Consider the following 25,200-nt stretch of genomic DNA (forward strand, 5'->3'; position numbering starts at 1 on the left):
GCGCCCCAGCACAAGGTAATCCGCATGGACCGGCGAGACTTTCTCACCAGCACGATCGCGGCCGGCGGCTTCGCGGCGGCCAGCTCCCTCCTGCCGGCCTGGGCGCAGAGCGCGGCACCGCTGACCAGCGCCGGCCTGCCCGCGCTTTCGGGCACGCGCTTTGACCTCAATATCGGACGCACGCCGGTGACCATTGATGGCCGCGGCAGCCGGGCGGTAACGGTGAACGGGCATATGCCGGCCCCTGTGTTGCGCTGGCGCGAGGGTGATGAGCTCACGCTCAATGTCACCAACGGGCTGGATGAGGACAGTTCGATTCACTGGCACGGCCTCTTGCTGCCCTTCCAGATGGATGGTGTGCCGGGCGTGACCTTCCCCGGCATCGCACCGGGGGAGACCTTCCAGTACCGCTTCCCGGTCAGGCAGTCGGGCACTTACTGGTATCACTCCCATTCCGGCCTGCAGGAACAGATGGGCCATTACGGCCCGATCATCATCGACCCGGCCGGCGAAGACCCGATCAGTTACGACCGTGAATACGTGCTGATGCTGGGCGACTGGACCTTTGACGGCGCTCACACCGTCTTCAACCGGCTCAAACAGGTGCCGGACGTTTACAATGCCCAGCGCCGTACCCTGGTGGATTTCTTCCGTGATGCCCGCCGCGAAGGTCTCGACCAGGCCGTCGCCGAACGGGCGATGTGGGCGCGGATGCGGATGAGCATGACCGACATCTCAGACGTCACGGCGGCGGCCTATACTTATCTGATCAATGGCCATGGCCCGCAGGATAACTGGACCGGTCTCTTCCATCCCGGCGAGCGCGTTCGGCTGCGTATTATCAATGCCTCGGCGATGACGATCTTCAATCTGCGCATTCCCGGCCTGCCGATGACCGTGGTTCAGGCTGACGGTCTGCCGGTCCAGCCGGTTGAGACCGATGAGTTCCAGATCGGGGTTGCGGAAACCTATGACGTCATCGTCGAGCCGCGCGATGAGGCCTATACGGTGATGGCCGAGAGCATTGATCGCAGCGGCTATGTCCGCGCCACCCTGGCACCGCGCGCCGGCATGCAGGCAGACGTGCCGCCGCTGCGCGAGCGGCCGCTGCTCAGCATGCGTGATATGGGAATGGATCATTCCGCCATGGGCGGCGAGCACGCCGCGATGGGCCATGATATGCCGGCGCCCGTTGATCATTCCACCATGGATCACGCCGCGATGGGGCATGCGATGCCGGAGGCCGCTGCCCCGATGGATCACGCGGCCATGGGCCATGCGATGCCAGCGCCCGCAGCACCCATGGACCATGCCGCCATGGGTCATGGCACACCCGCTCCTGCGCCGGCGATGGATCATGCGGCTATGGGGCATGGCGCCGTGCCGATGGCCGGGATGGAGGCGCCGCTCACTCATGATCATCCCGCAGGCCCGGGCGTCGCGATGATGCCGGCCATGGTGTTCGACCGGTTGGGTGAGCGCGGGATTGGTCTGGCGGACGAGCCGCACCGGGTGCTGGTCTATACCCAGCTCAAGAGCCTGGAGCCCAATCCGGACCGGCGGCCGCCCGGGCGCGAGGTCGAGGTGCATCTGACCTCGAATATGGAACGCTATATGTGGTCCTTCGACGGGGCGGCCTTTTCGCCGGTCGTCGAGCCGATCGTCTTCCGGCACAATGAACGCCTGCGCCTGACGCTGGTGAATGACACGATGATGCCGCACCCGATCCATCTGCACGGCATGTTCTTCGACGTCGTCACCGGCGAGGACGCCTACAAGCCACGCAAGCACACCATTATCGTCAAACCGGCCGAACGGCTGTCTGTTGATGTCACCGCCGATGCGCTGGGGGAGTGGGCGTTTCATTGCCATCTTCTCTTCCACATGCATGCCGGCATGATGCAGGTCGTTTCGGTCCGCCCCGGTCATGGAGGACATCATGATCATATCTAGGCTTCTCGCTGCGGCGCTTCTGGCCCTCGCAATCCTGCCCGCTGCGCAGGCGCGTCAGGGCAATCCTGTCGATGCCGATCCGGCGCGAATGGCGGCGGCCCGAGCCCATATGTTTCATGGCATGGAGGCCACGCATTCCATGGTGCTGGTCGACCGGTTCGAGCATCTCAGCGGCGGCGGCGATGACGCCATCCTGTGGGATGCACAGGGCTGGATCGGCGGCGATGAGCGCAAGTTCTGGATCAAGACCGAGGGCGAATATTCTGTCGATGCATCGGAATTTGAATCGGTCCAGCTGCAGGCCCTCTATGGCCGCGCCATTTCGCCCAATTTCGATCTTCAATTCGGTCTGCGCCATGATTTCGAGCCTGGCCCGTCGACCAGCTATGCCGTCCTCGGTCTGCAGGGGCTGGCACCCTACTGGTTCGAGGTCGATGCGGCGGCTTTCCTCAGCGATGCCGGCGATATGACGGCACGCATAGAGGCCGAATATGAGCTTCTCATCACCCAGCGTCTTGTGCTGCAATCGCGCGCCGAATTTCATTTCGCGGCTGGCGAGATCGACGAACATGATCTCGGTTCCGGACTGACAGAAACCGAGTTCGGCCTGCGTCTGCGCTATGAAATTCGCCGCGAATTCGCGCCCTATATCGGGATCGAATGGCATGATTTGCAGGGCGATACGGCCGATCTGGCGCGTTTGCACGGCGAGGCGGCCAGTGACCGCGTTATTGCCGTCGGCATCCGCTTCTGGTTTTAACTCCGGCTTCGGCCAGGCGAGGGTATTTCATGACGTCAGTTTTGCGTTGGACCGCACGGATCCATAAATGGCTGGCGCTTCTGGTCGGCATCCAGATCGTACTCTGGGTCGCCGGCGGTGCGGTGATGAGCCTGCTGGACATTGATAATGTGCATGGCGACCAGAATGTGGCGCCGGTCCCGGTCATCGATCTTGAGCTGGCGAGTGCGATATCGCCGGCCGAGGCGGCCGGTCTCGCCGGGCTGTCCGGCGTGGTGAAGCGCGTGGAGTTGATGCCCTGGCTGGGGCGTGCCGTGTATCAGGTCGAGGATTATTTCGGCACCCGCCACCTGATCGATGCCCATAGTGGGGAACGACTGACCCCGATCTCAGAAGCCACAGCAATCGCGCTGGCCGAGCAATTCCATCTCGGAGACCTGCCGGCGTCCTCGGCCGAATTGCTCGAGGCGTCAACGACCGAATATCGTGGTGCGGACCTGCCCGCCTGGCGGGTCAATTTCGACGATGGCGACGGCACCAGCCTCTACTACGCCGTCAATACCGGCATGCTCACCAGCCGTCGCAATGATGAGTGGCGGCTGTTCGACTTCTTCTGGATGCTCCACATCATGGGCTATCAGGACCGCGATGATTTCAACACAATCTGGCTGCAGGCCTTCGCCCTGTTCAGCCTTGTGACCGTCTTCGCCGGTCTGCTCCTTCTCTTCATCAAGATGCGGCGCAGCCTGCTAGTCGCGCTGCGGCAGGAACAGGCGAAAACGCCAACATGAATGCCCGATGACCAGCTGTGCCCCGCAATGGCCCCATGCCGGACGGAATAACCTTAATTGATCCTTAAATCGCCGTAACCCGGCGCGGTTTCGACCCCACTTCCAAACGATAAGCGAAGTGTCTCCGGAGCACCGGGGATGATGATGGTGCTTCTGCCGATCGAAGCGCCGGGACAGCTGGGGCTGGGGTCATGAAAGTTTCAATCGTTGCGGGCACGCGTCCGGAAGTTATCAAACTGGCGCCGGTTCGCGCCGCACTCCTGAATACGGCCAATCTCGAGCCGGAGTGGATTGCCACTGGCCAGCATGGTTCCCTGGCGGACCAGGCCCTGCAGGTCTTCGGCGTTACGCCTGATGCGCGGCTGGAGCTGGACTGGAATGGCAAGGCGCTGAGCAGTCTGACGAGCGCGTTGATCCGCGATCTCGGCGAGCAATTCGCCGCCAGCCGGCCCGATTTCGTTCTCGTCCAGGGTGATACGGCCTCGGCCTTTTCAGGCGCGATGGCCGCCTTTCTCAATGACATTCCCGTCGGCCATGTCGAGGCCGGGCTTCGCTCCGGCGATCTGCGCCACCCTTTCCCAGAGGAAGGCTTTCGCAAACTCATCTCCCCGATCGCCGATCTGCATTTCGCGCCGACCCGGGCCGCCGCCAGGAACCTGACCGATGAGGGGATCGCCAGCGAGAAGGTTCGCATGACCGGCAATACGGTGATCGACGCGGTCCAGATGGTCGGTTCGATGGAAATCCACCCGCAGGCGCTTGACCGCTTGCGTCCCGAGGAACGCCTCGTGCTGGTCACCCTGCACCGGCGCGAGAATTGGGATGATGGCGTGGCCGGCGTCTGTACGGCGATCAAGCTGCTGCGCAATCAATATCCGGATTTGCGCTTCGTCATCCCGGTGCATCTCAATCCGCGCGTGCGCGGCCCGATTGAAGCCCTGCTGGGCGATGAGGAACGCATCGACCTGGTCGAGCCGCTCGCCTATCCCGCATTCGTCGCGGTGATGAAGCGCTCGCATCTCATCCTGTCTGATAGTGGCGGTGTCCAGGAAGAAGCGCCGAGCTTTGGTGTCCCCGTACTGGTGCTGCGCGACAAGACGGAACGCGGCGAAGCCGTCAAGGCCGGCGTTGCCCGTCTGGTCGGCTCACACACCGAAACCATTCTGACCAATGCCCGGCAATTGCTCGACAATCCGCGTGCCTATCGCCGTATGTCGCGCGCCGCCAATCCCTTTGGTGACGGCCATGCCGGCCGCCGCATCGCGCAGCTCGTCTCGGTTTTCCTCGGCGCTGGCCGCAAGCCGGACGCGCCGCAAGCCGCCTCCGGTCTGCAAGCGCTGAGATCGGCGGTGCTCCCGGTCCAGGACGCGACACGCGTCAAGGTCGAGGCTTGAGTTCGTGGAGGGCTGGGGCGAAATACTAGCGGCAATCCAGGCTTTCGGGGCAAGCACCTGGCTGTCTGTGGCCGACTGGGCGCTGGGGCTGGATGGCGCCACAATGGCCCGAATCTACTGGACCGGCCTGAGCTGGGCGACGATCTATGCCGCCATTGCGATCTTCATATCCTCGACCGATGACGCCTTTCTCGACCTGTATTTCTGGGTTCTGCAGGGCCAGCGCGTCCTGACGCGGCCCTTCCGCTTTGTGCCCAGCACCAAGACCATCATGGAGGCACCGGAAAAGCGCCTCGCCATCATGGTGCCAGCCTGGCAGGAGAGTGATGTCATCGCGCGCATGTTGATGAATACGCTGACCTCGCTGGAATACAGCAATTACGACATCTTTGTCGGCTGCTATCCCAATGACCCCGACACGATCGAGGAAGTCGACCGCATCGCGCGCCAGCACAAACAGGTCGTGCGCGCCATGGTTGGCCATCCCGGGCCGACCTCGAAGGCCGATTGTCTCAACTGGATGATCCAGAACATCTTCGCGCATGAGAAGAAGGCCGGCGTGCATTACGACGCTTTCGCGATGCAGGATTCCGAAGACGTCATCCACCCGCTCTCCTTCAAGGTGGTCAATGCCTATCTCGACCGTTCCGACATGGTGCAGCTGCCCGTGCTCTCCATGCCGCGCAAATGGAATGAGCTGATCCCCTGCCATTACATGGACGAGTTTGCCGAATGGCATGGCAAGGACCTGATCGCGCGCTCGGCGATGACGCGGCTTGTGCCCTCGGCCGGCGTCGCGACCTCGTTCTCGCGCTGGTGTATCGAACTGTTATGCCAGGAGCGCGACAACCAGCCCTTCAACACTGACAGCCTGACCGAAGACTATGATGTCGGCCACCGTCTGTTCCAGGCCGGGCTGAAATCGGAATTCGTCCGCTTCTGGGCCAAAGTCCCGGTCGGCGAGATCAAGCGCCGCCATGGCAGTGGGATGCGCACGATCTATCGCCGCGAACTGGTCGGCACGCGGGAATATTTCCCGGATAATCTGTCGGTCTCGGTGAAGCAGAAATCGCGCTGGATGCTGGGGATTTCCTATCTCGGCTGGAAACAGCTGGGCTGGATCGGACCCTTCTCCCACCGCTATTTCCTGTATCGCGACCGCAAGGCGATCTGGACCGCACCGACCGGCATGCTGGCCTATGCGATTGTCTTCCAGTGGGCGCTCTACTGGATTGTCACCAAGCTGGTGCCATCGGTGGGGACTTTGCCTCCGCTGATCGATCCGAATAGCTGGGTCTGGACGCTGGTGATGATCAACTTCCTCTTCCTGATCAATCGCGTCGTTCATCGTGTGATATTCACGGCATCGGCTCATGGTCTCAAACACGCCATCCTGTCGCCGATCCGCATGGTGGTCGGCAATTATGTCGGCTTCCTCGCCTCGATGCGCGCCGCGCGCCGCTTCGCCGTCCATATGGTCACCGGCGAGCGCATCACCTGGGACAAGACGATGCATGCCTATCCGTCGATGGCGGAGATCAGCGGACAGGGCAATACGCTCGGCGACGCGCTTAAATTCTACGGCATCATCAATGACGCCACGCTCGTCGCGGCCGAAGCCGAAGCTTCCGCTGCCGGCATTGGTCTGGCGACGGTGCTGGTCAAGGCCGGTCACGCGACCGAAGAGGAAATCGCCACGGCCTGGAGCGAGGTTTCGCGCTATCCGGTCGAAGCCTTCGACCCCTTGCAGGTCGCCGAGGATGTGCGTGACAGCATCGATCTCGCTCTGGCCCGCAAATTCGGCGTCTTCCCGCTTGCCTCGTCGCGTGCCGGTCTCAAACTGGCGCTCGCCGAACCGCTGGACGAGGCCGCCGAGGCCGCGCTCCGGACGGCGCTCAAGCCCGATCTCAGCTTCGTGGTCGCGCCGGCCAGCGATGTGACTTTCGGCCTGCGTTTTGCCTGGGACCGGACCGCGCTGGAACCTGATCTGCGCGCGGCGCGAATCCTGAAGCGCCTGGCCCTGGCCGATGACGAACAGATTGCGGCCATCTGGATGGGGATTCGCCGGGTCAGCGCGGCGGGCGAGGCTCCGTTCGATTTCATCAGAATAGCCCGGGAATCGGGCATAGTGTCGGATGCGGATTGGAAGATCCTCGTCGACAGCCAACCGGAACTCGCTTCCGGCGCCATCGCGCCCTGAGCGGAAAGGAAGCATGTCATGTCTGCCAAAATGAAATCCAGAGGCCGCGGCCGCTTTACCCGTACCGCCATGCTGCTCGGGGCTTCGGCTGCCGCGCTCGGCTGGGTCACGACGGCGGGAGCTGATCTGAGCCCTGAAGAGATTGCTTCGGCCCGCGATCATGCCTTCCAGCTCAACGCGCAGGGGCGGTGCAGCGAAGCCATGCCGATCTGGGAAGAGCTCGGTTCCGTGCTCGGCCGCGCCAGCGACTATCTCGATGCCGCCAATTGCGCCATCGAAACCGGCGACAGCGCCCGTGCCGTCAGCGATTTGTGGGAGGTGGTCCGCCGCCGCGATCAACTCGACACCGGGCAACAACTCTTCGCGCTGCGTTCGCTGGGGTATCAGGCCGAAGCGCAAGGCGATTGGGACCGCTCCCTGATCGGCTGGGATTATGCCGCCCAATTGAGCAATGCGCCGTCGGATAAGCTGCAGGCCGCGCGCGCCGCTCGTCTCAGCGGCCGTATCGGCGATGCCCAGTCCCGCCTGTGGCAAGTGCGCCCGGGTGAATTCCAGGGCCTGCAGCTGGCTCAATATTACGACGAACAAGCCCAGGTGCTGCGCGAAAGCCAGCCGGGCATGGCGGCGCAATACATGGCGCGCGCCATCGCGATTGATGACCAGACATGGCGCCGTTTCGATCATGGTTTGATGTTGCAGGCCGCCGGTGAACCGCGCGCCGCGATCGGTGAGTTCCGCGCCGTTCTGGCGCAGGACCCGGCCAATACCGATGTCCGGCTCTCGCTGGCCTATGCGCTGCGCGGCATTGGCGCCAATGCCGAGGCGGCGGATCATTTCGGTCAGGTGATCGCGCTCCAGCCCGGCAATGCCGGCATTCTCGAGGACCAGGCCTATGCCTATAAGGATGCCGGTCAGGAGGCTGAGGCCGCTGCGGCCTTCATCGGCGTGATCGACCTTCTCCAGGCCCAGGGCGGCGATGCCGAACATCTCTACCGCGTCCGCCGCGAAGTCACTGAACTGGAACGCCGCACATCGGGCTTTATTTACACCAGCTATCGCAATGAGGGCGTGAGCCTCTCGGGTGGGCTGCAGGACAGTGTCAGCTCGTCCTCGATCGGCGCCGAATTCACCTGGCGCCCCGACGCGCTGTATGAAAACGGCCGCGGCATCACTCTGTTCGCGCGCGGTTATGCCGGCATGGAGCCGGGCAGTTACAGCCTCGATAGTGATAGCGGCCAGCTCGGATTTGGCGCCCGCTGGAAGCCCTTCCAGTCGGTCGATTTCAACCTGTCCGGTGAGCGTCTCGTGGCGCTGGGGGATAATGCCCGCGATGACTGGCTCTTGCGCGCCAGCTATGGCTGGACCAATGGCTATGACTGGCGGCCCGAAGCGGCGAGCTGGAATTATACCAGCGTCTATGCCGATCTCGCCTATATCCCCGGCGATAACGAATATTTCGGCGCCTATGCGCAAGTGCGCCAGGGCCGCCGTTTCCGCACCGCCGAAGGCTGGACCGTCACGCCCTATGTCACCGCCATTGCCCAGTATTCCGACGACCAGTATGGCAGCCAGGACCGGTTCGAAGCCGGGCCGGGGATTTCGGTTTCGCACTGGTTCGACAGTGATGATTATCATGCCTATCGTCGCCGCGTCGATTTCGACGTCGAATATCTCTATGATTTCGATACCGGTGGCGATGCGCTGATGGCGCGGGTGGTGTTCAGCTTCTAGGGGCTGGCGAAATGCGCTCATAGTATGATTTTGGTCATACGGCGGGGCGTGGTAATCTCTGTCGAGAGGAGCCGCACCCATGACGATGCTGCGCAAGACAATCACTATCCCGGATGCGATGGAAAGCTGGATCAAAATCCGGATTAAATCGGGCCATTACGCCAATGACAGCGAGTATATGCGCGATCTGATCCGCCGCGATCAGGAACGCCATGCTGCCGAGAACCAACTGCGCGATATCGTTCAGGAAAGCCTGCAGAGCGGGATCAGCGACAGCGGTCCCGCCGAAATCAAGGCGCGGGTCGAAAACCGGTTGAAGGCCGATGGCCGGCTATAGGCTCACGATCAGGGCCGAGGCCGATGTCGAGGCGATATACGAGTATTCGATCCTGAATTTCGGGCTGGAGCGGGCGAGCACGTATTTCGACTCGCTATTTGATCGCTTCGCCCTGCTGGCTAGATATCCAGGCCTCGGCCATGATTACGGGGACATCACGCCCGGCCTGCGCCGGTTCGAGCAGGCCAGGCATTCGATTTATTACAGCCGGCTGGATGATGGCGATGTGCAGATCCTGCGCATACTCGGCCAATGGCAAGACCCGTTGAGGCACCTCTGAACGCCCAGCCTAATTCCCGACAATCCCGTACTCACCGCCGCGTTCGAGCGCGCGCTGATAGGCGGGGCGGGCGTGGATGCGATCGACGAAGCCTTGTAGCCTGACCATGCGCTTGTCGAGCCCGCCGCGCGCGGCGGAGGCTTCGAGCGGGAAGCTCATCGCGATATCGGCGCCGCTGAAGGCATCGCCGGCGAACCAGTCATGCGCGGTCAGCTCGGCTTCGATATAGGTGAAGAGCTTGACCAGTTCCGGGGCGATGAAATTGTCGTCGACGCGCTTGGCGATTTGTTTGGCGATTGGTTTGACGAAGAAGGGCGCCGGGGCCGACTTGATCTGGTTCATCAGCAATTTCATCAGCAGGGGCGGCATCAGCGAACCCTCGGAGAAATGCAGCCAGTAGACATAGCGCCGATAGGCCTCGGTGCCGGCGTCGGGCTTCAGGGCCGGGCCGTAGGTGTCGACCAGGTATTCGATGATCGCGCCGGACTCGGCGACGGTGATATCGCCATCGGTGATGACCGGCGATTTGCCGAGCGGATGAACCGCCTTGAGATCGGCCGGCGCGCGCATGGTGGTCGCATCGCGCATATATTTCTTGATCTCGTATTCGAGGCCGAGTTCCTCGAGCAGCCAGAGAATGCGCTGCGAGCGCGAATTATTGAGGTGGTGGACGGTGATCATCGGGCAGCCCCTGGCGTTTAACAAAACCAGTCAGAGGAAATACGCCAGCTGGTCGCAAACGCAACAGCGCGCTAGTCGAATTGGCCCGCATGCGCCTCATTCAGTGGCGCATGCCAGCCTGGCAGCTCCATCGCCGTGTCGAGGCCGCATTTGTGCAGGCGCCGGCACAGATCGCGGGCCAGCGAGGGATCGCCATTGGCCAGATCGACCAGGGTGAACTCGGTCAATCGCGCGACATGGCCGACATGGGTATGCCCATGATCGGCGAGGGTGAAGGCCAGCTCCACCAGCTGCGGTGAGCGGACACAAAAGCTCAGAATGTCCTCGTCGAGGACCGGATTGAGCTGTTCGCTCGATGCCATCCAGTCAGCATCGTGGTGTCGGGCAGGCGCGGCCATGGAAACCTCAACCGGTTGCGTGTCGGTGGCGGGGTGCCACAACATACAGTGGGTGGGTTTGGCGCTGGCGGATATTCATAAGCTATGAGCGACCGCGCTGGCCTGTGGAAAACAGGCGGCTTGTCCGGTGCCGTGGCTTTGAGTGGGGTTAAAGTGCGTTCCAGCTCGCCTGAACGCCGAGCATGGCGAAGACCGTGTCCCAGTATTGCATCAGGTCGCCATGCTGTTCGGCTTCCCAATTGCCGCGCGGAATGAGGCGGATATCGAGCCGGGCGCCGCGCAGGCTGTCGCCATAGGTTTCGCGAATCGCATCGGCGACGATGGCGGGATCGGGGACGCGGTGCTCCAGACTGCCCAACCGGCGGCGATAGACCGTGAAGACTTCTGAGTTCTGCAGCATGTCGGAGACGAGCACGATCTGGCGCGACGGCACGGTGCGGTCGAAACCGGGATCCTGACCGAGCCGGGCCAGCGCTTCGATAATCGGGCTGTTGGGCGCGTCCTTCGGCAGAACGAGATCGGCGAGGGCGCGATCCAGTGGTTCGGCGAACAGAGCGTCATAGCGCGCCTGCACCCGGTCGGGATTGCGATAGAGCGGATTGACCTGTTCACCGGCGCCCGGATTGCACAGCGAGAAGCTATTGGTATTGCGCAGCTGGCCGCTCTCATTGAGTTCGTAGAGCGAGAGGCGTTCGCCGACCGCGAGCTGGTCGCGCTGGGACAGAATCAGCGCTCCGATCGCCTCGGCCTGTTCGGGGGAATAGAGGTCGGTCTTGTCGATCACCACGACCGTGTGCGGCGGCACCGTGCCCGCCAGGCAGAGGGTCTGGCTGTCATAGACGGGTGGTTTGAGTACGAAGGCAGCATAGCTGATGGCGCCCAATACGCCTGCTACAATCAGTAGATTGAATATTCCGAGTATATCGCGTCCGGTCATAAGGGCCCCCCGCCACTAATGAGTGTGGCGGGCCCGCTTGGGGGCCCGCCTCCGCTAGCAGCTTATCGGTGGTTGCTCGGTCCCGCCAGATCGCGGCAGATCTCGTCATGCAATTCCTTGGCTTCGACGAGTTGTTCGAGTTCGTGCTGGCTCAGTTTCTTGGCGTCTTTCCAGCCGGCCTCCAGGGCCTTTTCCAGATCGCCGGCGGCGGTTTCCAGGCGGCGGGTGACCCCACCATAGCCGGGGATCGCGTCGTCGAATGTGCGGCCCTTGAAGGCGGCAATCACGGCGAAGGTCGTGCCCAGAACCAGCAGAAGCAGGGCTTCCAGGGTCTGGATGCCGAATGGGTCCGACAGCGCCGCGGTGACGGGTGTCAGCACGAGACCGGTCACATCACCGGCGCCGACAGCCAGCGTTGCAGCGTTGAATTCGAGCAGGTCACGGAAATGGGCTGCGCTCAGATTGAGCGCCAGCAGGGTGACGACGCCAATCCCGACACCGACAGCGGCGAGGCCGCTATGGACGCGCTTGTGCGGGTTCGACATGTGCCGAAGTCCGAGAAAGCCGACCAGGAAGAAGGCGGCGATCACATTGGTGAAGGAGACGGTGATGGCTTGCAGCCAGCCGCCCAACAGGCCCAGATCGGAACCGGTTGAGAAGAAATAGGCGTTCGCCAGGCCTTCGAACAGCACCAGCGAGGCGAGCACAGAAAAGTGCAGGATATGGGATTTGGGATAGATCGCGGCACGGTCGATCGGCTTGATATCGGTCTCTGCCGAGAGGCTCGCGTCATCGATGGCGCCGCCCCAGGTGCGGCGAAATTTCAGCAGGTCTTCGTGGCGCGCTGATGCCAGCGAGATGGTGCGGCCCAGCGCGATCATTTCAGATGGTGAGCGCACATCGCGGAATTCTGCGAGATCGGGCGGCAGATCGGTCATTCTCCCAAAGCCGGGATCTGTACGGTTATCTAAGGGCATGGCCTCCCCCTTCATTTTGCGCGCCGGTTTGACACTGACCCTATGGTTAATTGTGAATTGTGGCAGCCAATGGGGCATAAACCGGCGATTTGTGGATCAATTGAGGCGAGGCCGGTTTCGCGGCCTCTTGCCGTATTCGGGCGTACACGGCAGGCTCATGCCGGATCTATGGGGCGAAACACTCTGGCCGCCGGGCCTGTATCGCGCCGTGATCGCTTGATGACCCACGCAATGGCCGCCCACGCCGCCGAACAAGCTCCGGCCTTCCAGAACGGCCAGCCTTCCGACAGGGGATGAGATTTTCGATGAAGTTCTATGATTACAAGGCGGCACCAAGCCCGCGCCGCGCCCGGATGTTTATCGCTGAAAAAGGTCTCGATATCGAGACCATCCAGGTCGATCTGGGCGCCAAGGCCCAGTTCGATCCGGCCTATCGTGCGGTCAATCCGCGCTGCACGGTGCCGGCGCTGGCGCTCGATGATGGTGTTGTGCTGTGTGATAATGCCTCGATCGCCCGCTATCTCGAGGAAATTTGTCCCGAACCGCCGCTGCTGGGCCGAGACCCGGTGGAGAAGGCGCTGGTCGCCGAATGGCTGGGCCGGGTCGAGTGGGAGGGATTCATGGGGGTCGCCGAAGCCCTGCGCAACACGTCTGACTTCTTCAAGGATTCGGCCATTCCCGGGCCACAGCGCTATGAGCAGATCCCGGCGCTGGCGCAGCGCGGCCGGCAGCGCGCCGAGGCCTTCATTGCCGTGATGGACCAACGCCTGGCCGAGGCCAATTATCTCGCCGGCGACGCGTTCAGCGCCGCCGATATTGCCGGCTATGCCTTTGTCGACTTCGCGGCCTGGGTGAAGCTCAAGCCGGGGCCGGAGCTGGAACATCTCGCCAATTGGCGCGAGGCGATTTCCAAACGGCCGTCCGCCTCGGCCTAATCGCTGTGCGGCGGATAGAGGGTGCGGCCCTGCAGTTTGAGCTCGAACAGGTCCGGCCGGGCGTAATGCCCCGCCGGATCGCAGGCGAGCTTGGCCTTGCGCACCTCGGCCAGATCGCCGTCTGCAATCAATATGGTCTCGCCCTCGGCCGGGCCGGCGATGATCTCGCCGCGCGGGTCGATGATGAAGCTCTGACCGGTGTGCTCGAAGGCGCTGAGTGATTTGAAGCGTTCGGGCACATGCGCCTCAAGGCGCAGACCGGCGGCGGCAATGACATAGGCGCCGGCTTGGCTGGCGAAGGCGCGCGACAGCAGAAGTTGACGCGACCAGACGGGATCGTTGGGCGCGGTGACCGGCTCGTGGCCGGGCCAGGCGGCGACGTGGATCTGCGTGCCCTGGCACATCAGGGCATAGCCGGGCAGGACGATGTTGTGCTCCCAGCAATTGAGCCCGGACAGGCGGCCATAATCGCGTTGATAGACCTGCAGGCCCTTGGCGTCGCCATCGGCCCAGATCGAACGCTCGTGATGGGTGGGCTTGAGCTTGCGGTGACGGCCAAGAATGGTGCCGTCGCGGCTGATGAAGACTAGGCTGGCATAAATACTGCCGCCGGTGGCGCCGTCCCGTTCAGCAATTCCGATCACGACATCGATCCCGGCGGCCCTTGCCGCCGCGCACAGCGCATCGGTTTCCGGGCCGGGCAGGGTGATGGCATTTTCCAGATAGAGCGCCGCGGCCTCCCACCAGAGATCGCTCAGCGGCGCCTCGATGAAAAATGGATAGCCCGGCAGCCAGGTCTCGCCGAAGGCGGCAATCGTGGCGCCCCGCCGGCCCGCCTCGGCGATCAGGCCGCACGCCTTGTCCAGGGAGGCGGCCTTGTCGAAATAGACCGGAGCTGCCTGGATGGCGGCGAGCCGGATCGGGCTCATGGCTCGACTGCCTCCAGGCCGGGATCATGGGTTTCGAACCAGCGCAGGATTTCCGCGACCTTGGTCAGCAAACGGCTGGGCCGGGAATTCGAGATGCCGTGATAGGCGTCGGGGATCACGACCAGTCGGCTGGGAATGCCGCGCAGACGCAGGGCCGAATAATATTGCTCGCTCTCGCCCCGCGGCGTGCGCGCATCGGCACTGCCCACCATGACCAGGGTCGGGGTGTCGACATTGCCAACCAGCGAGAGCGGCGAACGGCGCCAGTACTCGGCCGGATCTTCCCAGGGCGCGCTGGCGAACCAGTAGCGGTAGAAGAATTGCGGCAGGTCGGAATAGAGCACGAAGCTCGACCAGTTGATGACGGGCTTGACCACAGCGGCCGCGGCGAAGCGGTTCGTATTGCCGATAATCCAGGCCGTCAGCACGCCGCCGCCCGACCCGCCGGTCACGAAGAGCCGGTCGGAATCGATGAAGCCGCGATCGAGCATCATCTCCACCGCCCCGATCAGGTCGTCATAATCATTTCCCGGATAGTCATGATGGATCAGATTGGCGAATTCATAACCGTAACTCGTTGAGCCGCGCGGGTTGGTATAGATCACCACATAGCCCGCTGCGGCCATCAGCTGGAGTTCCGCCGAGAAGGCCGGGCCGTAGGCCGTGAAGGGGCCGCCATGGATCTCCAGGATGAGCGGGTATTGCTGCGTCGGATCGAATTCGGGCGGATATAACACCCATCCCTCAATCTCGCGGCCGTCAAACGGCGAGGACCAGTGCACGGTCTCGGCATCCGAGAGCGAACGATTGTCGAGCAGGTCGGCATTCAGTCGGGTGAGTGCGTGCAGCGCTTCGCCGCGCGTGCCCGTCGCGAGTTCGGCCGGCCGCCGGGGCGTGCTGATAGTCGCGGCGAACCGCCCCTGCTGCGAGACGGTGAATTCGCCGCCGGTATAGGGGCGGCCGAAATCCGGACCACCCAGGCCGCGGGCGAGCGTTTCGATACTGCCGTCCAGACCGATCAGCGCGATCAGGGTCTCGCCATGGTCCTCGTACTGGACATAGATCGCCTCGCCATCGCTGCTCCATTGTGGATTGCTGACGGACCGGTCGAGCGTTTCCGACAGGGCGCGCGGATCGCTGCCATCGGCATGGGCGACATAGAGGCGGATATTGTCATAGCCCATCCGGTGGTCGTCATAGCCGAGATAGGCGAGCAGGCTCCCGTCGGGTGAGGGACGAGGCGCCATGTCGGGGCCGACCCGGCTGGTCAGGGGTTGCGGCGTTGAGTCGACCAGCCCGACCCGGAATATCTCGCTATCCGGCGCCAGGGTTTCGCGATCGGGACGCCGGTCGGCGGCAAACAGGATGGACTGGCCGTCGGCGGCCCAGGCCAGATCGCCGCTGGCGCCGAGCGTGTCGGACGTCACGGCGCGCGGCTCGCCGCTCGCGATGTCGACCACGAATAATTGCTGCCGGCCGATCGGCAGGGCGCCGATCCCGTCGAAGCGGAAGGCCAGCCGGTTCTCGATCTGGGCACCCGCCGCCCAGGTCATATCGTCCTCGCGTTCGGGCAAATCCGCTGCCGCCATACCGGCCTCACCGACAAAGCCCGCATAGGCCAGGCGATCGCCATCAGGCGACCAGCCAAGGCCGGCCGCGCCGCCCCGAACCTGCGCGACTTCGCGGTCCACTCCGCTGGCCAGCGTCAGGACGCGAATGCTGACATGGTCGGCGCCGGGTTGAATATAGGCCAGTTTCTGGCTGTCCGGAGACCAGCGCGGCGTATGGCTCGAGCCGGACGCGGCGGGCAGGGCGCGATGATCGCTACCGTCCGGATTGATCAACCAGATCGCCGACAGGCTCTGGTCGGTCGCGATGTCATTGGAGCGGCGGACATAGGCGATGTATTGCCCGTCCGGAGATATCTGAGGGTCAGACGCGGCCTCAAGGGCGAAGATGTCGCGTGGCTGCAGCGGCTGTATTGGCTGCGCCAGTGCGCTTCCGGTTGCCGCGCATACCAGGGCGGCCAGCAGGGTCTTGAACACAATCACTCTCCTCAGATGTTGGTCGTATCTGAGCCGGTTTTCCCCGGTAGGCCAAGCCGCAATGTCGCGGGCGGCAATGTGACTGCCCTGCAACAGTGCACGGGAATTTCGATTTTACGGTACGATATCGGTGGATGCGGCGTTTTGACGTTGAGATTTCGCTTCACCTCGTCGTCAAACTCCCGCAATGTACACGGAGAACGCGCAAAGCGTTTTATGTAATCAGCTGAGCGGAAAATCGCCAGCGCTCGGGAGGGAGTTAAAGACTATGCCATCGACCAAGAGAACGATTCTGTTCGCAGCAGCCTCGGTTATCGCATTGACCGGTGCCCAGGCAGTGGCCCAGGAGAGCCGCAGCGTGGACATCATCACGGTGACCGCGCAAAAGCGCGAACAGGGAATCCAGGATGTGCCTGTTGCGGTGACCGCCTATGGCGAAACCCAGTTGACGAATGCCGGCGTGCACGACCTGAAGGATCTGGCGATTATCTCGCCCGGCCTCAATGTCACCTCGACCACCAGTGAATTCGTTACGACCGCACGGATTCGTGGCATCGGTACGGTTGGTGACAATCCGGGACTGGAATCCTCCGTCGGGATCGTGATCGATGGCGTGCCGCGCGCCCGTAATGGTGTCGGTTTCAACGATCTTGGTGAGCTCGAACGCATCGAAGTCCTGCGCGGCCCTCAGGGCACGCTGTTCGGTGCCAACACCACCGCCGGTATCATCAATGTCGTCACCAAACGTCCGGAATTCGAGTTCGGCTATAATACCGAGCTGACCTATGTTGGTGGCGATACTTCCGGCTGGGGCGCTGCTGCCAGCATCACCGGCCCGATCACGGACCGCATTGCAGCGCGCGTCTATGGTGCAACCCGCCAGCGTGACGGCTATCAGACCGTCGAGCCCTTTGGCGGACCGCGCACCCAGACCGAGGACGGTGATCAGAACTTCTTCACCTTCCGTGGCCAGGTCCTGATCGACTTCACGGACCACGTGAATCTTCTGCTCAGCGCCGACATCACCGAGCGCGACGAAAATTGTTGCGGTGCGCCGAGCATCACTTCCGGTGCGACCGCAGGCATCATCAATGCCCTGGTTCCCGGTGGCCGGCCGATGCCGGGCAGCGAAGATCCGTTCAGCCGGACGCTTCAGGCCAACCGTTCCAACGGTCAGGAAATCACCGACCAGGGCTTCAGCGCTCAGCTGAACTGGGAGTTCGATAATTTCGACATGACAGCCATCCTGTCGGATCGGACCTATGAGCTTCGTTCCGGTCAGGACACGGACTTTACCGGTGCGGACATCGTGTTCCGCGACATCAGCAATAATACGTTCGACTTCGGCAATACGACGTTCGAACTGCGCTTCTCCGGCGCGACCGAGAATGTCGACTGGATGTTCGGGTCGTATTATTCAAGCGAAGACCTGGTCCGCCGGGACGCGATCCAGATGGGCGCTCACTTTGACACCTATCTCTCGCTGCTCGGTTCAGGCGGGGCGTCGATCTCGACGGTTGTCGATCTTGCCAACGGTCTGGCAGGGCTTTCAGCCTTCCTCGGCAATCCGGTTCCAGGTTATGTGCCGCTCTTCCCGACCCAGGGCGCTCCGCTCGGTGGTGGCAATCCGCTCGGTGATACCTTCGGCCAGGATGGTGAAAGCCTGAGCTTCTTCACCCACAACACCTGGCATCTGACGGACTCGACGGACATCTCCTTCGGTCTGCGTCACACCACGACGCAGAAGACGGCGACCTTCGATTTCGGCGAAAGCTCCGTTCCGGCCTGTGATGTCTGGGAACATGCCTTCGGTGATGCCCTGGACTTCTCGACAGCGGGCAATCAGGCTCTGCTCAGCGCGTTCTCGGGCGCATCCGGCGTTTCGGTTGCGGATCTGGCGCAGTTCGGGACTTTCACCTGTCTGCCATTCTCGCGCGACGTGTTTGCCCGGATCGACAATACGCAAACGCTTGAGGAGAACGAGTTCTCCGGACTGCTCTCGCTGTCGCACCGCTTCAATGACGACCTGTTGATGTACGGTACCTATTCGCATGGCTACAAGGCGGGCGGTTTCAACCTCGACCGCTTCACGCAAGCCGGTGACAGCGCTGTGAACTTCACCTCGGTGCTGGCCAGCCCGTCTTCCTATCCGGCTCGTTTTGATCCGGAAACCGTCGACAGCTTTGAAATCGGTATCAAGACCGAATGGGCGAATGACAGCCTTCTGGCCAACTTCTACCTGTTCCAGTCACAGTTCGACACCTACCAGCTCAATACCTTCAACGGCATTGCCTTCTTCGTGACCTCGATCGATGGCGCGTCGACCCAGGGTGCCGAGATGGAATTGTTGTGGCTGCCGGAATCCATGCCTGGTCTGACCATGCAGGGCGGCATCACCTATGCTGATGCGAGCTATGACGAGTTCGCACCGACCGGCACGCCAGATGTTGACGTCCTGTCCGGCCGCAACTTCTCGCTGGCTCCGGAATGGTATGCGTCCAGCTCGGTGACCTATAACGGCACCTTTGGCGAAAACATGACCTGGCTGGCTCACCTTGATGCCCGCTACATGTCCGAGCAGAATACGGGTTCTGACCTTGATCCTGAAAAGATCCAGGAGGCCTACACCCTGTTCAACGGGCGTGTTGGTATCGGCGCTGCCGACGAAACCTGGTCGCTGGAATTGTGGGGCCGCAACCTGACGGATGAAGATTATCTTCAGGTTGGCTTCGACGGACCTTTCCAGCCTGGTTCGTTCAATGGCTTCCTCGGTACGCCGCGGTCCTGGGGCATCACGCTCCGCGCCCGCCGCTAATCCGGCATATGCATGACGAAGGGAAGGGCCGGGCGGCAACGCCCGGCCCTTCTTTTTTGCTCCGGCCAATCTGCTGGTGTAGGCAGGGGGAAAGGTTCTGTTCCGGGGCCTGGCGCCGGGGCGACTGCACAATATTCACCACGCGATCCGCTTTGGGGTGCCTGCCCTGAATTGGCCGCGATATCATGATCAAAGAAGCCCATATGATTCGGCTTTCCGCTGATCAAAACATTGATGATTTTTGCCATGACGCTGCGCGCCCGAAATATATTGCTGATCGCCCTGGCCGGCCTGCTGGTCGTGACCGGCCTGTTGCTGGCCGTCGGACCGTTTTCCGTCACCAGTTTGCAGGCGCGGCTCGAGACCAATGCCCGCGACGCGCTGGCCCGGCGCGAGATGGATTGGGCCCATGTCCGTATGCGCGGTCAGGAGGCCATCCTCAGCGGCGCGGCGCCCAATGACACGGCCCGGGAAATCGCGCTTGAAGTTGTGGCGGGATCGACCTGGTCAGGCGGCAATATCGCCGGCGGCGTGTCCCGCGTGATCGACGAAACCACGGATGCCCGCATTGACCGCGGCTTTGCCTTCCGTGCCGACGTGGCGTTCAGCGGGCGAGTACTGATACGTGGCGATGCCAGCGACGCGGCCGCACGTGATGCGATTGCCCGTTTTGCAACGGCGAATTTCCCCAATGGTGCCGATTCCGATTTGACACTCATCCCTGGCGGTGCGCCCGCGGCGGAGTGGGAGGAGGCGGCCAAACGCCTGCTCGGTCAGCTGGCGCGTCTCGAGCGCGGTGCCATCGTGCTCAGCGGCCAGCAGGGCGGCCTCTATGGCGAGGCCGAGAACCCGCAAATCGCCCGCTCGGTTGCGAATACGCTGCAGACCATGCCTGCACCCTTCCGGGCCGCCTCGATCGTGATACCGGCTGGCGCGCCGCCGATTGTGAATGTGCCCGATATTGACGCCTGCGCGGCCATAGTCCGCGCGGCTCAGGGCACGGATGAGCTGCGTTTCGAGCCGGGCGGTGCCGGCGCCAGCCCGTTGACAGAGATCGCCCTGCGCCGGTTGGGACGCACCTTTGCCGCTTGCCCCGCCAGTGCCCGGCTCTCTGTCAGGGTCAGTATTGCCGATGGCGGCGCAGAGCTGGCCAGGGAGCGGGCCGAGCAGGTGCGGTCGCTGCTGGCGGGAGGTGCCGTTGGCGAGTCGAGAATTATTGTCGCGCTGGCTGATGACCAGATGCAGGCACTTACATTTTCTATTTCATCGATTGAGGGTTGAGGCATGTTCTGGCTGGTCTGGCAGATTGGGTTCCTGATTTTGGCGGCGTTCGGATTCGGGGTTTTGACCGGATGGAAAGTCTGGAGCGGCGAGGCGCGTAGCGCCGAGGCCGACAAGGCGCTGGCCGATGTCATCGCGCTGCGCCGGGAAAACGAAAATCTCGCACGTCGCCTCGGCGAAGCGGAAACGCGCGCGGTTGCCGCCCGGCAGCAACCGGCCGGGGCGGTCAAGACTGGCCATGCCGACATGCCCGAAAGCAAGGCCCAGCCCGTTTCGGCCAAGCCTGCCGCATCGGCAGAGCCCAAATCTGCGTCCACGAAGTCGGTGGCGCCAAAACCGGCGGCAAAGAAGTCCTCACCGCCCAAGCCAGCGGCGGAGAAACCTGCAGCACCGAAACCCGCGGCATCGAAGCCAGTGGCGCCCGCACCCACGGAGGCCGGCCGGCAGGATGATCTGACCGTGATCAAGGGGTTGGGCCCGAAAGCGGCGGCGAGCCTGAAGGCCGCTGGTGTCGTCAGCCTGACGCAGATCGCCGCCTGGAGTGAGGCCGATATCGCCAGCTGGGATGAGCGCATCAATGGCCGTGGTCGCATTGTCCGCGACGACTGGGTCGGCCAGGCCAAAAAGCTTTCTGCCTGACCCAGGCCTGCCTCAGGGCATATTGGCCAGCACATTGCGGGCATCATAGGCATTGGCATCATCGGATACCGTGCCGGTGCGCACCAGGATTTCGAGCGTAACGGATTTCTGCCCGGCAGAGCCGTCGAAGCGGATGCCCAGTCCGACGCCGCTGCCCGAATAGCCGCGCGAGCCGGTTGAATAGCTTGCCGATGTGCCGAGGCTGACCGGATTGCGATCATTGCCATCGCGGTCACGGCGGACAACGACAAACCAGTCGCCGCCCTGTTCCAGCGTAAATTCGGCTGCCCGGCGCAAAGCCAGGTCTTCCGTTTCCTGAATGCTGACGTCCGGTCCGGCATCGAAGCGGATCATGAAACGATCCTGCTCAATCTGCCGTTCGGAATAGCCGTAGCGGCTATCCTGCGCCGGTGCGTAGAGCGTCGGCCCCGCGGTGGCGCAGGCTGTCAGCGCGAGGGCGGGAAGCAGGACGAGCAGGGGAAGAATGCGTGTCATCGCGGCAGCTCCATAGGTGTGGGTGCACCACGATACGATCATTCACCGTTCTCGACCACCACCTCTTCGATGCCCATCCGCTCCAGCATCACCAGCGCGCTGTCGGCGATCACTGTTCCGGGCGGGAAGACGGCCGCAGCGCCCATCTGGCGCAGCACCGGTTCATCATCGGGCGGGATGACCCCGCCGACGATGACCAGGATATCCTCACGGCCCTGCTCCGACAGCGCACTGCGCAATTGCGGCACCAGGGTGAGATGTCCGGCGGCAAGTGACGAGGCGGCTGCGGCGTGAACGTCTTCGGCGATGGCCAGCGTGGCGGCCTCGTCCGGGGTCTGGAAAAGCGGTCCGATCACCACATCCCAGCCGAGATCGGCATAGGCCGAGGCGACGACTTTCTGGCCGCGATCATGGCCGTCCTGGCCGAGCTTGGCGATCAGGATTTTCGGCTTGCGGCCATGGAGATCCAGGAAGCGGGCGGCGCTGTCGCGCGCCCGGCGGACCTTGTCATCATCGCCGGCGGCAGGGCCGTAAATACCGGTCACAGCCTTGATCTCGGCGACATGGCGTTTGAACGCGCGCTCCATGGCGTCGGAAATTTCGCCGACTGTGGCCATGGCGCGGCCCGCATCAACGGCCAGTTCGAGCAGATTGCCTTGCCCCGAAGCCGCTGATGCCGCCAGCGCCTCAAGCGCGGCCTCGACCCTGGCCGGATCACGCTCGGCTCGCAGACGTTCGAGCTTTTCGATCTGCTGTTTGCGCACCAGATAATTATCGACTTTGAGGACCGGCACATCCTCGTCCTCGTCGAGCAGGAATTTATTGATGCCGGTAATCGTCTGCTGGCCGCTGTCAATGAGCGCCTGGGTGCGCGCGGCTGCCTCTTCGATGCGCAATTTGGGCACGCCGGCCTCGATGGCCTTCGCCATGCCGCCGAGCGCGTCGATTTCGGCGATATGATCCATCGCCCGGGCGGCAAGATCATGGGTCAGGCGTTCGACATAATGACTGCCGCCCCACGGATCGATCGCGTCACAGGCATGGGCTTCGCTGGCCAGAAGGATCTGGGTATTGCGCGCGATGCGGGCGGAGAAATCGGTCGGCAGGGCGAGCGCCTCGTCGAGCGAATTGGTGTGCAGGGACTGGGTGTGACCATCGACAGCGGCGATGGCCTCCAGCGCCGTGCGGCCGACATTGTTGAACACGTCCTGGGCGGTCAGTGACCAGCCGGAGGTCTGGCAATGGGTGCGCAGACAGATCGATTTTTCGCTCTTGGGACTGAAGCGCTCCTTGACCAGCTTGGCCCACAAAAGGCGCGCGGCGCGCAGTTTGGCGATCTCCATGAAGACATTCATGCCGATGCCGAAGAAGAAGGAGAGGCGCGGCGCGAAAGTGTCGACATCCATGCCGGCTTCAATGCCTGTCGCGATATATTCCAGCCCGTCAGCGATGGTGTAGGCGAGCTCGAGATCGGCCGGGGCACCGGCCTCCTGCATGTGGTAGCCGGAGATCGAGATCGAATTGTATTTCGGCATGTGTTTCGAGGTGTAGTCGAAAATATCCGAGATGATCCGCATCGATGGGGCCGGTGGATAGATATAGGTATTGCGGACCATGAACTCCTTGAGGATGTCGTTCTGGATCGTGCCGGAAAGCTGTTCCGGCTTCACGCCCTGTTCTTCGGCGGCGACGATATACAGCGCCAGGATTGGCAGGACGGCGCCATTCATCGTCATCGACACGCTCATCTGGTCGAGCGGAATGCCGTCGAACAGGGTGCGCATGTCATAGATGGAATCGATCGCCACACCGGCCATGCCGACATCGCCGGCCACGCGCGGGTGATCTGAATCATAGCCGCGGTGTGTCGCCAGATCGAAGGCGACCGAAAGCCCCTTCTGCCCGGCCGCCAGATTGCGCCGGTAGAAGGCGTTGGAATCCTCGGCCGTCGAGAAGCCGGCATATTGCCGGATCGTCCAGGGGCGTTGCAGGAACATGGTCGGATAGGGCCCGCGCACGAAGGGCGCCGCGCCGGGGACGGTGTGGATGAAGTCGACGCTCTCGCTATCGGCCGGACCATAGGCGGTGTGGATGGCGATGCCTTCGGCCGGGGTCCAGTCCTCACCCTTTGCCGCGGATGCGGGCAGGGCGGGGCCAAGGTCGAGTGTGGTGAAATCGGGTGTGTGGCTCATGAGCTCGCTCCCTCGAATGGCGTGGCCAGGCGGATGGCGGTGAGGGCGCCCTCCGGTGCGTCAGGTTCCGGCCAGGAGCCATTGGTTTCCACCGGTTTGGGGTGCGGGTCGGGGTGTTGGGTGACACCGAGAATGACATCCTTGCCGTCGGCTAGTCGTTGCAGACGCTTCTCGCGCACCGCCGCGATCTCGCTCTGCAGCCAGCCATCGGCAAAGGCGCCAACCAGCCCGCCGCGCCGTTCGATCTTCTGGAACAGCGACCAGGCAGATTGCGCCAGCTCATCACTCAAGGTCTCGTGCAGATAGGAGCCGGCAGCGGGATCGGTGACCTTGCCGATATGGCTCTCTTCGGCCAGCAGGATATGGAGATTGCGCGCGACGCGGCGGCCGAGCCCGGTCGGGCGGCCGATCGCATCGGTGAAGGGGCGGATGGTGATGGTGTCGGCGCCGCCAGCGGCCGCAGCAAAGCCGGCGCAGGCGGTGCGGATCATATTCGTCCACGGATCCTTGGCGCTCATCATCCGGCCCGATGTCGTGACCTGCAGCGACAGGCGTTGCGCGGCCTCGCTGGCACCGAAACCCTGGGCGATGCGGGCGAAGATGCGCCGTGCCGCGCGCAGCTTGGCAATGGTCAGGTGGATATCTGTATCGGCGGCGAGCCGCGCCTCGACGGCTTGCGCGGCCTCATCAGCGGAGAGGCCGGCCTCGAGCATGACGCGGATATAGGTGGCGCTGGATGCCGCCAGCACGGCGAGCTCCTGCACTTCGCTGCCGCCAGCTTCGAAGGCGAGCGCCGCATCGGCCCGGAAGATCCTGATCTGCGGGAAAGCGGCCTGGGCCAGTTCGGCAAGGCCGCGCGCCTTGGGGAAGCATTGATCGTCCAGCGCAATCCCCTGACGCGCCGCCCGTTCGACCGGCGACAGGCCGAGCCCGCCGTGCAGATGCTCGCCATCGAGGCGGCGGCGGGCGAACAGGGTCAGCAGGAGATGGGCGTGATGGCCCTGGCCATCGAGGCTGTCGAGATGGACCGGGGCGAGGGAGAGGTCGACGCCCGTCAGCGCCGCATCCAGCAGCTCGATCTCATTGGCCTTGAGCCCAAAGCGACCCGTGCTGTCGAGCCGCAAGTCCAGTTCCGACACGCCGCCCATCAGATCGTCGAGCGCGACGGCATTGGCTTCGGCCGGGCAGGCTTCGGTGATCGACTGGCGCATGCCCCAGGGCAGGTGCCCGTCGCGCGGCGCTGTGTCGACGGCGCCTGTGCCGTCTGGACGGTCGAAGAAAACCGGACCACGCTTGAGCCCGTCAACCGTGTGCCGGTCCACCGCGGTTTCGAAATCGGCGCCGCGCAGGGCTTTTTCGGCCAGGACGCGCCAGCTGGCGGCGGTCTGGGCGGGGAAATCCCCGGCGAAATCGCGGATAGTGTCGGTCATGGAAATCCTGTCGCGGCAAGG

Annotated in this window: 22 protein-coding genes; 12 read left to right on the forward strand and 10 right to left on the reverse strand. The window is 63.1% G+C overall.

What is annotated here, in order from left to right:
• Nucleotides 1-24: 24 nt before the first annotated feature.
• The 8 genes from BLT42_RS13065 to BLT42_RS13100 all read left to right on the forward strand — a co-directional run bounded on the left by BLT42_RS13065 (nucleotide 25) and on the right by BLT42_RS13100 (nucleotide 9,425).
• Nucleotides 25-1,953, forward strand: coding sequence for a copper resistance system multicopper oxidase (locus tag BLT42_RS13065; RefSeq protein WP_091771509.1), 1,929 nt, complete (start codon nucleotides 25-27; stop codon nucleotides 1,951-1,953).
• On the forward strand, nucleotides 1,940-2,713 hold the full coding sequence (locus BLT42_RS13070) for a copper resistance protein B (protein ID WP_233342495.1): 774 nt from the start codon (nucleotides 1,940-1,942) through the stop codon (nucleotides 2,711-2,713). The genes BLT42_RS13065 and BLT42_RS13070 overlap by 14 nt, the downstream gene beginning before the upstream one ends.
• Nucleotides 2,714-2,742: 29 nt before the next feature.
• The gene (locus BLT42_RS13075) at nucleotides 2,743-3,483 is read left to right on the forward strand and encodes a PepSY domain-containing protein (protein WP_143024151.1); all 741 of its coding nucleotides are present in this window, start codon (nucleotides 2,743-2,745) and stop codon (nucleotides 3,481-3,483) included.
• 191 nt (nucleotides 3,484-3,674) lie between these two features.
• Nucleotides 3,675-4,877, forward strand: coding sequence for a non-hydrolyzing UDP-N-acetylglucosamine 2-epimerase (gene wecB, locus BLT42_RS13080; RefSeq protein WP_091771513.1), 1,203 nt, complete (start codon nucleotides 3,675-3,677; stop codon nucleotides 4,875-4,877).
• Between the two features lie 103 nt (nucleotides 4,878-4,980).
• Nucleotides 4,981-7,077, forward strand: a complete 2,097-nt coding sequence (locus BLT42_RS13085) for a glycosyl transferase family protein (protein ID WP_143024152.1) — start codon at nucleotides 4,981-4,983, stop codon at nucleotides 7,075-7,077.
• An 18-nt stretch (nucleotides 7,078-7,095) separates the two neighbouring features.
• Nucleotides 7,096-8,808 carry an NfrA family protein gene (locus BLT42_RS13090; RefSeq protein ID WP_091771517.1) on the forward strand — a complete coding sequence of 571 codons (1,713 nt, stop codon included), beginning with the start codon at nucleotides 7,096-7,098 and terminating at the stop codon, nucleotides 8,806-8,808.
• 79 nt (nucleotides 8,809-8,887) lie between these two features.
• Nucleotides 8,888-9,145 carry a type II toxin-antitoxin system ParD family antitoxin gene (locus tag BLT42_RS13095; RefSeq protein WP_091771518.1) on the forward strand — a complete coding sequence of 86 codons (258 nt, stop codon included), beginning with the start codon at nucleotides 8,888-8,890 and terminating at the stop codon, nucleotides 9,143-9,145.
• Nucleotides 9,132-9,425: a type II toxin-antitoxin system RelE/ParE family toxin gene (locus tag BLT42_RS13100; protein WP_091771520.1), complete on the forward strand. Its 294-nt coding sequence runs from the start codon at nucleotides 9,132-9,134 to the stop codon at nucleotides 9,423-9,425. Before BLT42_RS13095 ends, BLT42_RS13100 begins: the two co-directional genes overlap by 14 nt.
• Nucleotides 9,426-9,434: 9 nt before the next feature.
• Here BLT42_RS13100 and BLT42_RS13105 read toward each other — a convergent pair whose 3' ends face one another.
• From BLT42_RS13105 to BLT42_RS13120, 4 genes are all read right to left on the reverse strand, one after another.
• On the reverse strand, nucleotides 9,435-10,106 hold the full coding sequence (locus BLT42_RS13105; protein WP_091771522.1) for a glutathione S-transferase: 672 nt from the start codon (nucleotides 10,104-10,106) through the stop codon (nucleotides 9,435-9,437).
• A 71-nt stretch (nucleotides 10,107-10,177) separates the two neighbouring features.
• Nucleotides 10,178-10,549, reverse strand: a complete 372-nt coding sequence (locus BLT42_RS13110) for a hypothetical protein (RefSeq protein WP_091771524.1) — start codon at nucleotides 10,547-10,549, stop codon at nucleotides 10,178-10,180.
• Between the two features lie 103 nt (nucleotides 10,550-10,652).
• Nucleotides 10,653-11,441 carry a hypothetical protein gene (locus BLT42_RS13115; RefSeq protein ID WP_091771526.1) on the reverse strand — a complete coding sequence of 263 codons (789 nt, stop codon included), beginning with the start codon at nucleotides 11,439-11,441 and terminating at the stop codon, nucleotides 10,653-10,655.
• Nucleotides 11,442-11,503: 62 nt separating this feature from the next.
• Complete coding sequence (locus BLT42_RS13120; RefSeq protein ID WP_091771528.1) at nucleotides 11,504-12,379, reverse strand: hypothetical protein; 876 nt, start codon at nucleotides 12,377-12,379, stop codon at nucleotides 11,504-11,506.
• A gap of 344 nt (nucleotides 12,380-12,723) precedes the next feature.
• On the opposite strand from BLT42_RS13120, the gene BLT42_RS13125 reads away from it, so the two are divergent.
• Complete coding sequence (locus BLT42_RS13125) at nucleotides 12,724-13,353, forward strand: glutathione S-transferase family protein (protein ID WP_091771530.1); 630 nt, start codon at nucleotides 12,724-12,726, stop codon at nucleotides 13,351-13,353.
• Here the strand turns inward: BLT42_RS13125 and BLT42_RS13130 are convergent.
• Nucleotides 13,350-14,282, reverse strand: coding sequence for a carbon-nitrogen hydrolase family protein (locus BLT42_RS13130; protein ID WP_091771533.1), 933 nt, complete (start codon nucleotides 14,280-14,282; stop codon nucleotides 13,350-13,352). The genes BLT42_RS13125 and BLT42_RS13130 overlap by 4 nt on opposite strands.
• Nucleotides 14,279-16,327 carry a S9 family peptidase gene (locus tag BLT42_RS13135; RefSeq protein WP_233342496.1) on the reverse strand — a complete coding sequence of 683 codons (2,049 nt, stop codon included), beginning with the start codon at nucleotides 16,325-16,327 and terminating at the stop codon, nucleotides 14,279-14,281. The genes BLT42_RS13130 and BLT42_RS13135 overlap by 4 nt, the downstream gene beginning before the upstream one ends.
• A 268-nt stretch (nucleotides 16,328-16,595) precedes the next feature.
• Between BLT42_RS13135 and BLT42_RS13140 the strand changes: the two genes are divergently transcribed.
• Nucleotides 16,596-19,142: a TonB-dependent receptor gene (locus tag BLT42_RS13140; protein ID WP_176780363.1), complete on the forward strand. Its 2,547-nt coding sequence runs from the start codon at nucleotides 16,596-16,598 to the stop codon at nucleotides 19,140-19,142.
• Here the strand turns inward: BLT42_RS13140 and BLT42_RS15275 are convergent.
• Nucleotides 19,139-19,390: a hypothetical protein gene (locus BLT42_RS15275; RefSeq protein WP_233342497.1), complete on the reverse strand. Its 252-nt coding sequence runs from the start codon at nucleotides 19,388-19,390 to the stop codon at nucleotides 19,139-19,141. The genes BLT42_RS13140 and BLT42_RS15275 overlap by 4 nt on opposite strands.
• Between BLT42_RS15275 and BLT42_RS13145 the strand changes: the two genes are divergently transcribed.
• A complete protein-coding gene (locus tag BLT42_RS13145) occupies nucleotides 19,389-20,423 on the forward strand; it encodes a hypothetical protein (protein ID WP_143024154.1) in 1,035 nt (344 codons plus the stop codon). The genes BLT42_RS15275 and BLT42_RS13145 overlap by 2 nt on opposite strands.
• Nucleotides 20,424-20,426: 3 nt before the next feature.
• Nucleotides 20,427-21,062, forward strand: coding sequence for a hypothetical protein (locus BLT42_RS13150; protein ID WP_091771539.1), 636 nt, complete (start codon nucleotides 20,427-20,429; stop codon nucleotides 21,060-21,062).
• A gap of 12 nt (nucleotides 21,063-21,074) precedes the next feature.
• Here BLT42_RS13150 and BLT42_RS13155 read toward each other — a convergent pair whose 3' ends face one another.
• From BLT42_RS13155 to BLT42_RS13165, 3 genes are read right to left on the reverse strand one after another with little or no spacing between them, the layout of a single operon-like run.
• Nucleotides 21,075-21,557, reverse strand: coding sequence for a CC0125/CC1285 family lipoprotein (locus BLT42_RS13155; RefSeq protein WP_091771541.1), 483 nt, complete (start codon nucleotides 21,555-21,557; stop codon nucleotides 21,075-21,077).
• A gap of 38 nt (nucleotides 21,558-21,595) precedes the next feature.
• Entirely contained in the window at nucleotides 21,596-23,749 is a 2,154-nt protein-coding gene (gene scpA / locus BLT42_RS13160; RefSeq protein ID WP_091771543.1) for a methylmalonyl-CoA mutase, read from the reverse strand.
• Nucleotides 23,746-25,179 (reverse strand): methylmalonyl-CoA mutase family protein, encoded by a 1,434-nt coding sequence (locus BLT42_RS13165; RefSeq protein ID WP_091771545.1) that lies wholly within the window; start codon nucleotides 25,177-25,179, stop codon nucleotides 23,746-23,748. Before BLT42_RS13165 ends, scpA begins: the two co-directional genes overlap by 4 nt.
• Between the last annotated feature and the right edge of the window lie 21 nt (nucleotides 25,180-25,200).

The sequence above is a fragment of the Maricaulis salignorans genome, assembly GCF_900103475.1.
Lineage (GTDB): Bacteria > Pseudomonadota > Alphaproteobacteria > Caulobacterales > Maricaulaceae > Maricaulis > Maricaulis salignorans.

Excerpts from the sequence above, each read along its gene's own strand:
- BLT42_RS13065 (WP_091771509.1), top strand. The coding sequence starts at position 25 with ATGGACCGGCGAGACTTTCTCACCAGCACGATCGCGGCCGGCGGCTTC.
- BLT42_RS13070 (WP_233342495.1), top strand. The coding sequence starts at position 1,940 with ATGATCATATCTAGGCTTCTCGCTGCGGCGCTTCTGGCCCTCGCAATC.
- BLT42_RS13075 (WP_143024151.1), top strand. The coding sequence starts at position 2,743 with ATGACGTCAGTTTTGCGTTGGACCGCACGGATCCATAAATGGCTGGCG.
- wecB (WP_091771513.1), top strand. The coding sequence starts at position 3,675 with ATGAAAGTTTCAATCGTTGCGGGCACGCGTCCGGAAGTTATCAAACTG.
- BLT42_RS13085 (WP_143024152.1), top strand. The coding sequence starts at position 4,981 with ATGGCCCGAATCTACTGGACCGGCCTGAGCTGGGCGACGATCTATGCC.
- BLT42_RS13090 (WP_091771517.1), top strand. The coding sequence starts at position 7,096 with ATGTCTGCCAAAATGAAATCCAGAGGCCGCGGCCGCTTTACCCGTACC.
- BLT42_RS13095 (WP_091771518.1), top strand. The coding sequence starts at position 8,888 with ATGACGATGCTGCGCAAGACAATCACTATCCCGGATGCGATGGAAAGC.
- BLT42_RS13100 (WP_091771520.1), top strand. The coding sequence starts at position 9,132 with ATGGCCGGCTATAGGCTCACGATCAGGGCCGAGGCCGATGTCGAGGCG.
- BLT42_RS13105 (WP_091771522.1), bottom strand. The coding sequence starts at position 10,106 with ATGATCACCGTCCACCACCTCAATAATTCGCGCTCGCAGCGCATTCTC.
- BLT42_RS13110 (WP_091771524.1), bottom strand. The coding sequence starts at position 10,549 with ATGTTGTGGCACCCCGCCACCGACACGCAACCGGTTGAGGTTTCCATG.
- BLT42_RS13115 (WP_091771526.1), bottom strand. The coding sequence starts at position 11,441 with ATGACCGGACGCGATATACTCGGAATATTCAATCTACTGATTGTAGCA.
- BLT42_RS13120 (WP_091771528.1), bottom strand. The coding sequence starts at position 12,379 with ATGACCGATCTGCCGCCCGATCTCGCAGAATTCCGCGATGTGCGCTCA.
- BLT42_RS13125 (WP_091771530.1), top strand. The coding sequence starts at position 12,724 with ATGAAGTTCTATGATTACAAGGCGGCACCAAGCCCGCGCCGCGCCCGG.
- BLT42_RS13130 (WP_091771533.1), bottom strand. The coding sequence starts at position 14,282 with ATGAGCCCGATCCGGCTCGCCGCCATCCAGGCAGCTCCGGTCTATTTC.
- BLT42_RS13140 (WP_176780363.1), top strand. The coding sequence starts at position 16,596 with ATGCCATCGACCAAGAGAACGATTCTGTTCGCAGCAGCCTCGGTTATC.
- BLT42_RS13145 (WP_143024154.1), top strand. The coding sequence starts at position 19,389 with ATGACGCTGCGCGCCCGAAATATATTGCTGATCGCCCTGGCCGGCCTG.
- BLT42_RS15275 (WP_233342497.1), bottom strand. The coding sequence starts at position 19,390 with ATGGCAAAAATCATCAATGTTTTGATCAGCGGAAAGCCGAATCATATG.
- BLT42_RS13150 (WP_091771539.1), top strand. The coding sequence starts at position 20,427 with ATGTTCTGGCTGGTCTGGCAGATTGGGTTCCTGATTTTGGCGGCGTTC.
- BLT42_RS13155 (WP_091771541.1), bottom strand. The coding sequence starts at position 21,557 with ATGACACGCATTCTTCCCCTGCTCGTCCTGCTTCCCGCCCTCGCGCTG.
- scpA (WP_091771543.1), bottom strand. The coding sequence starts at position 23,749 with ATGAGCCACACACCCGATTTCACCACACTCGACCTTGGCCCCGCCCTG.
- BLT42_RS13165 (WP_091771545.1), bottom strand. The coding sequence starts at position 25,179 with ATGACCGACACTATCCGCGATTTCGCCGGGGATTTCCCCGCCCAGACC.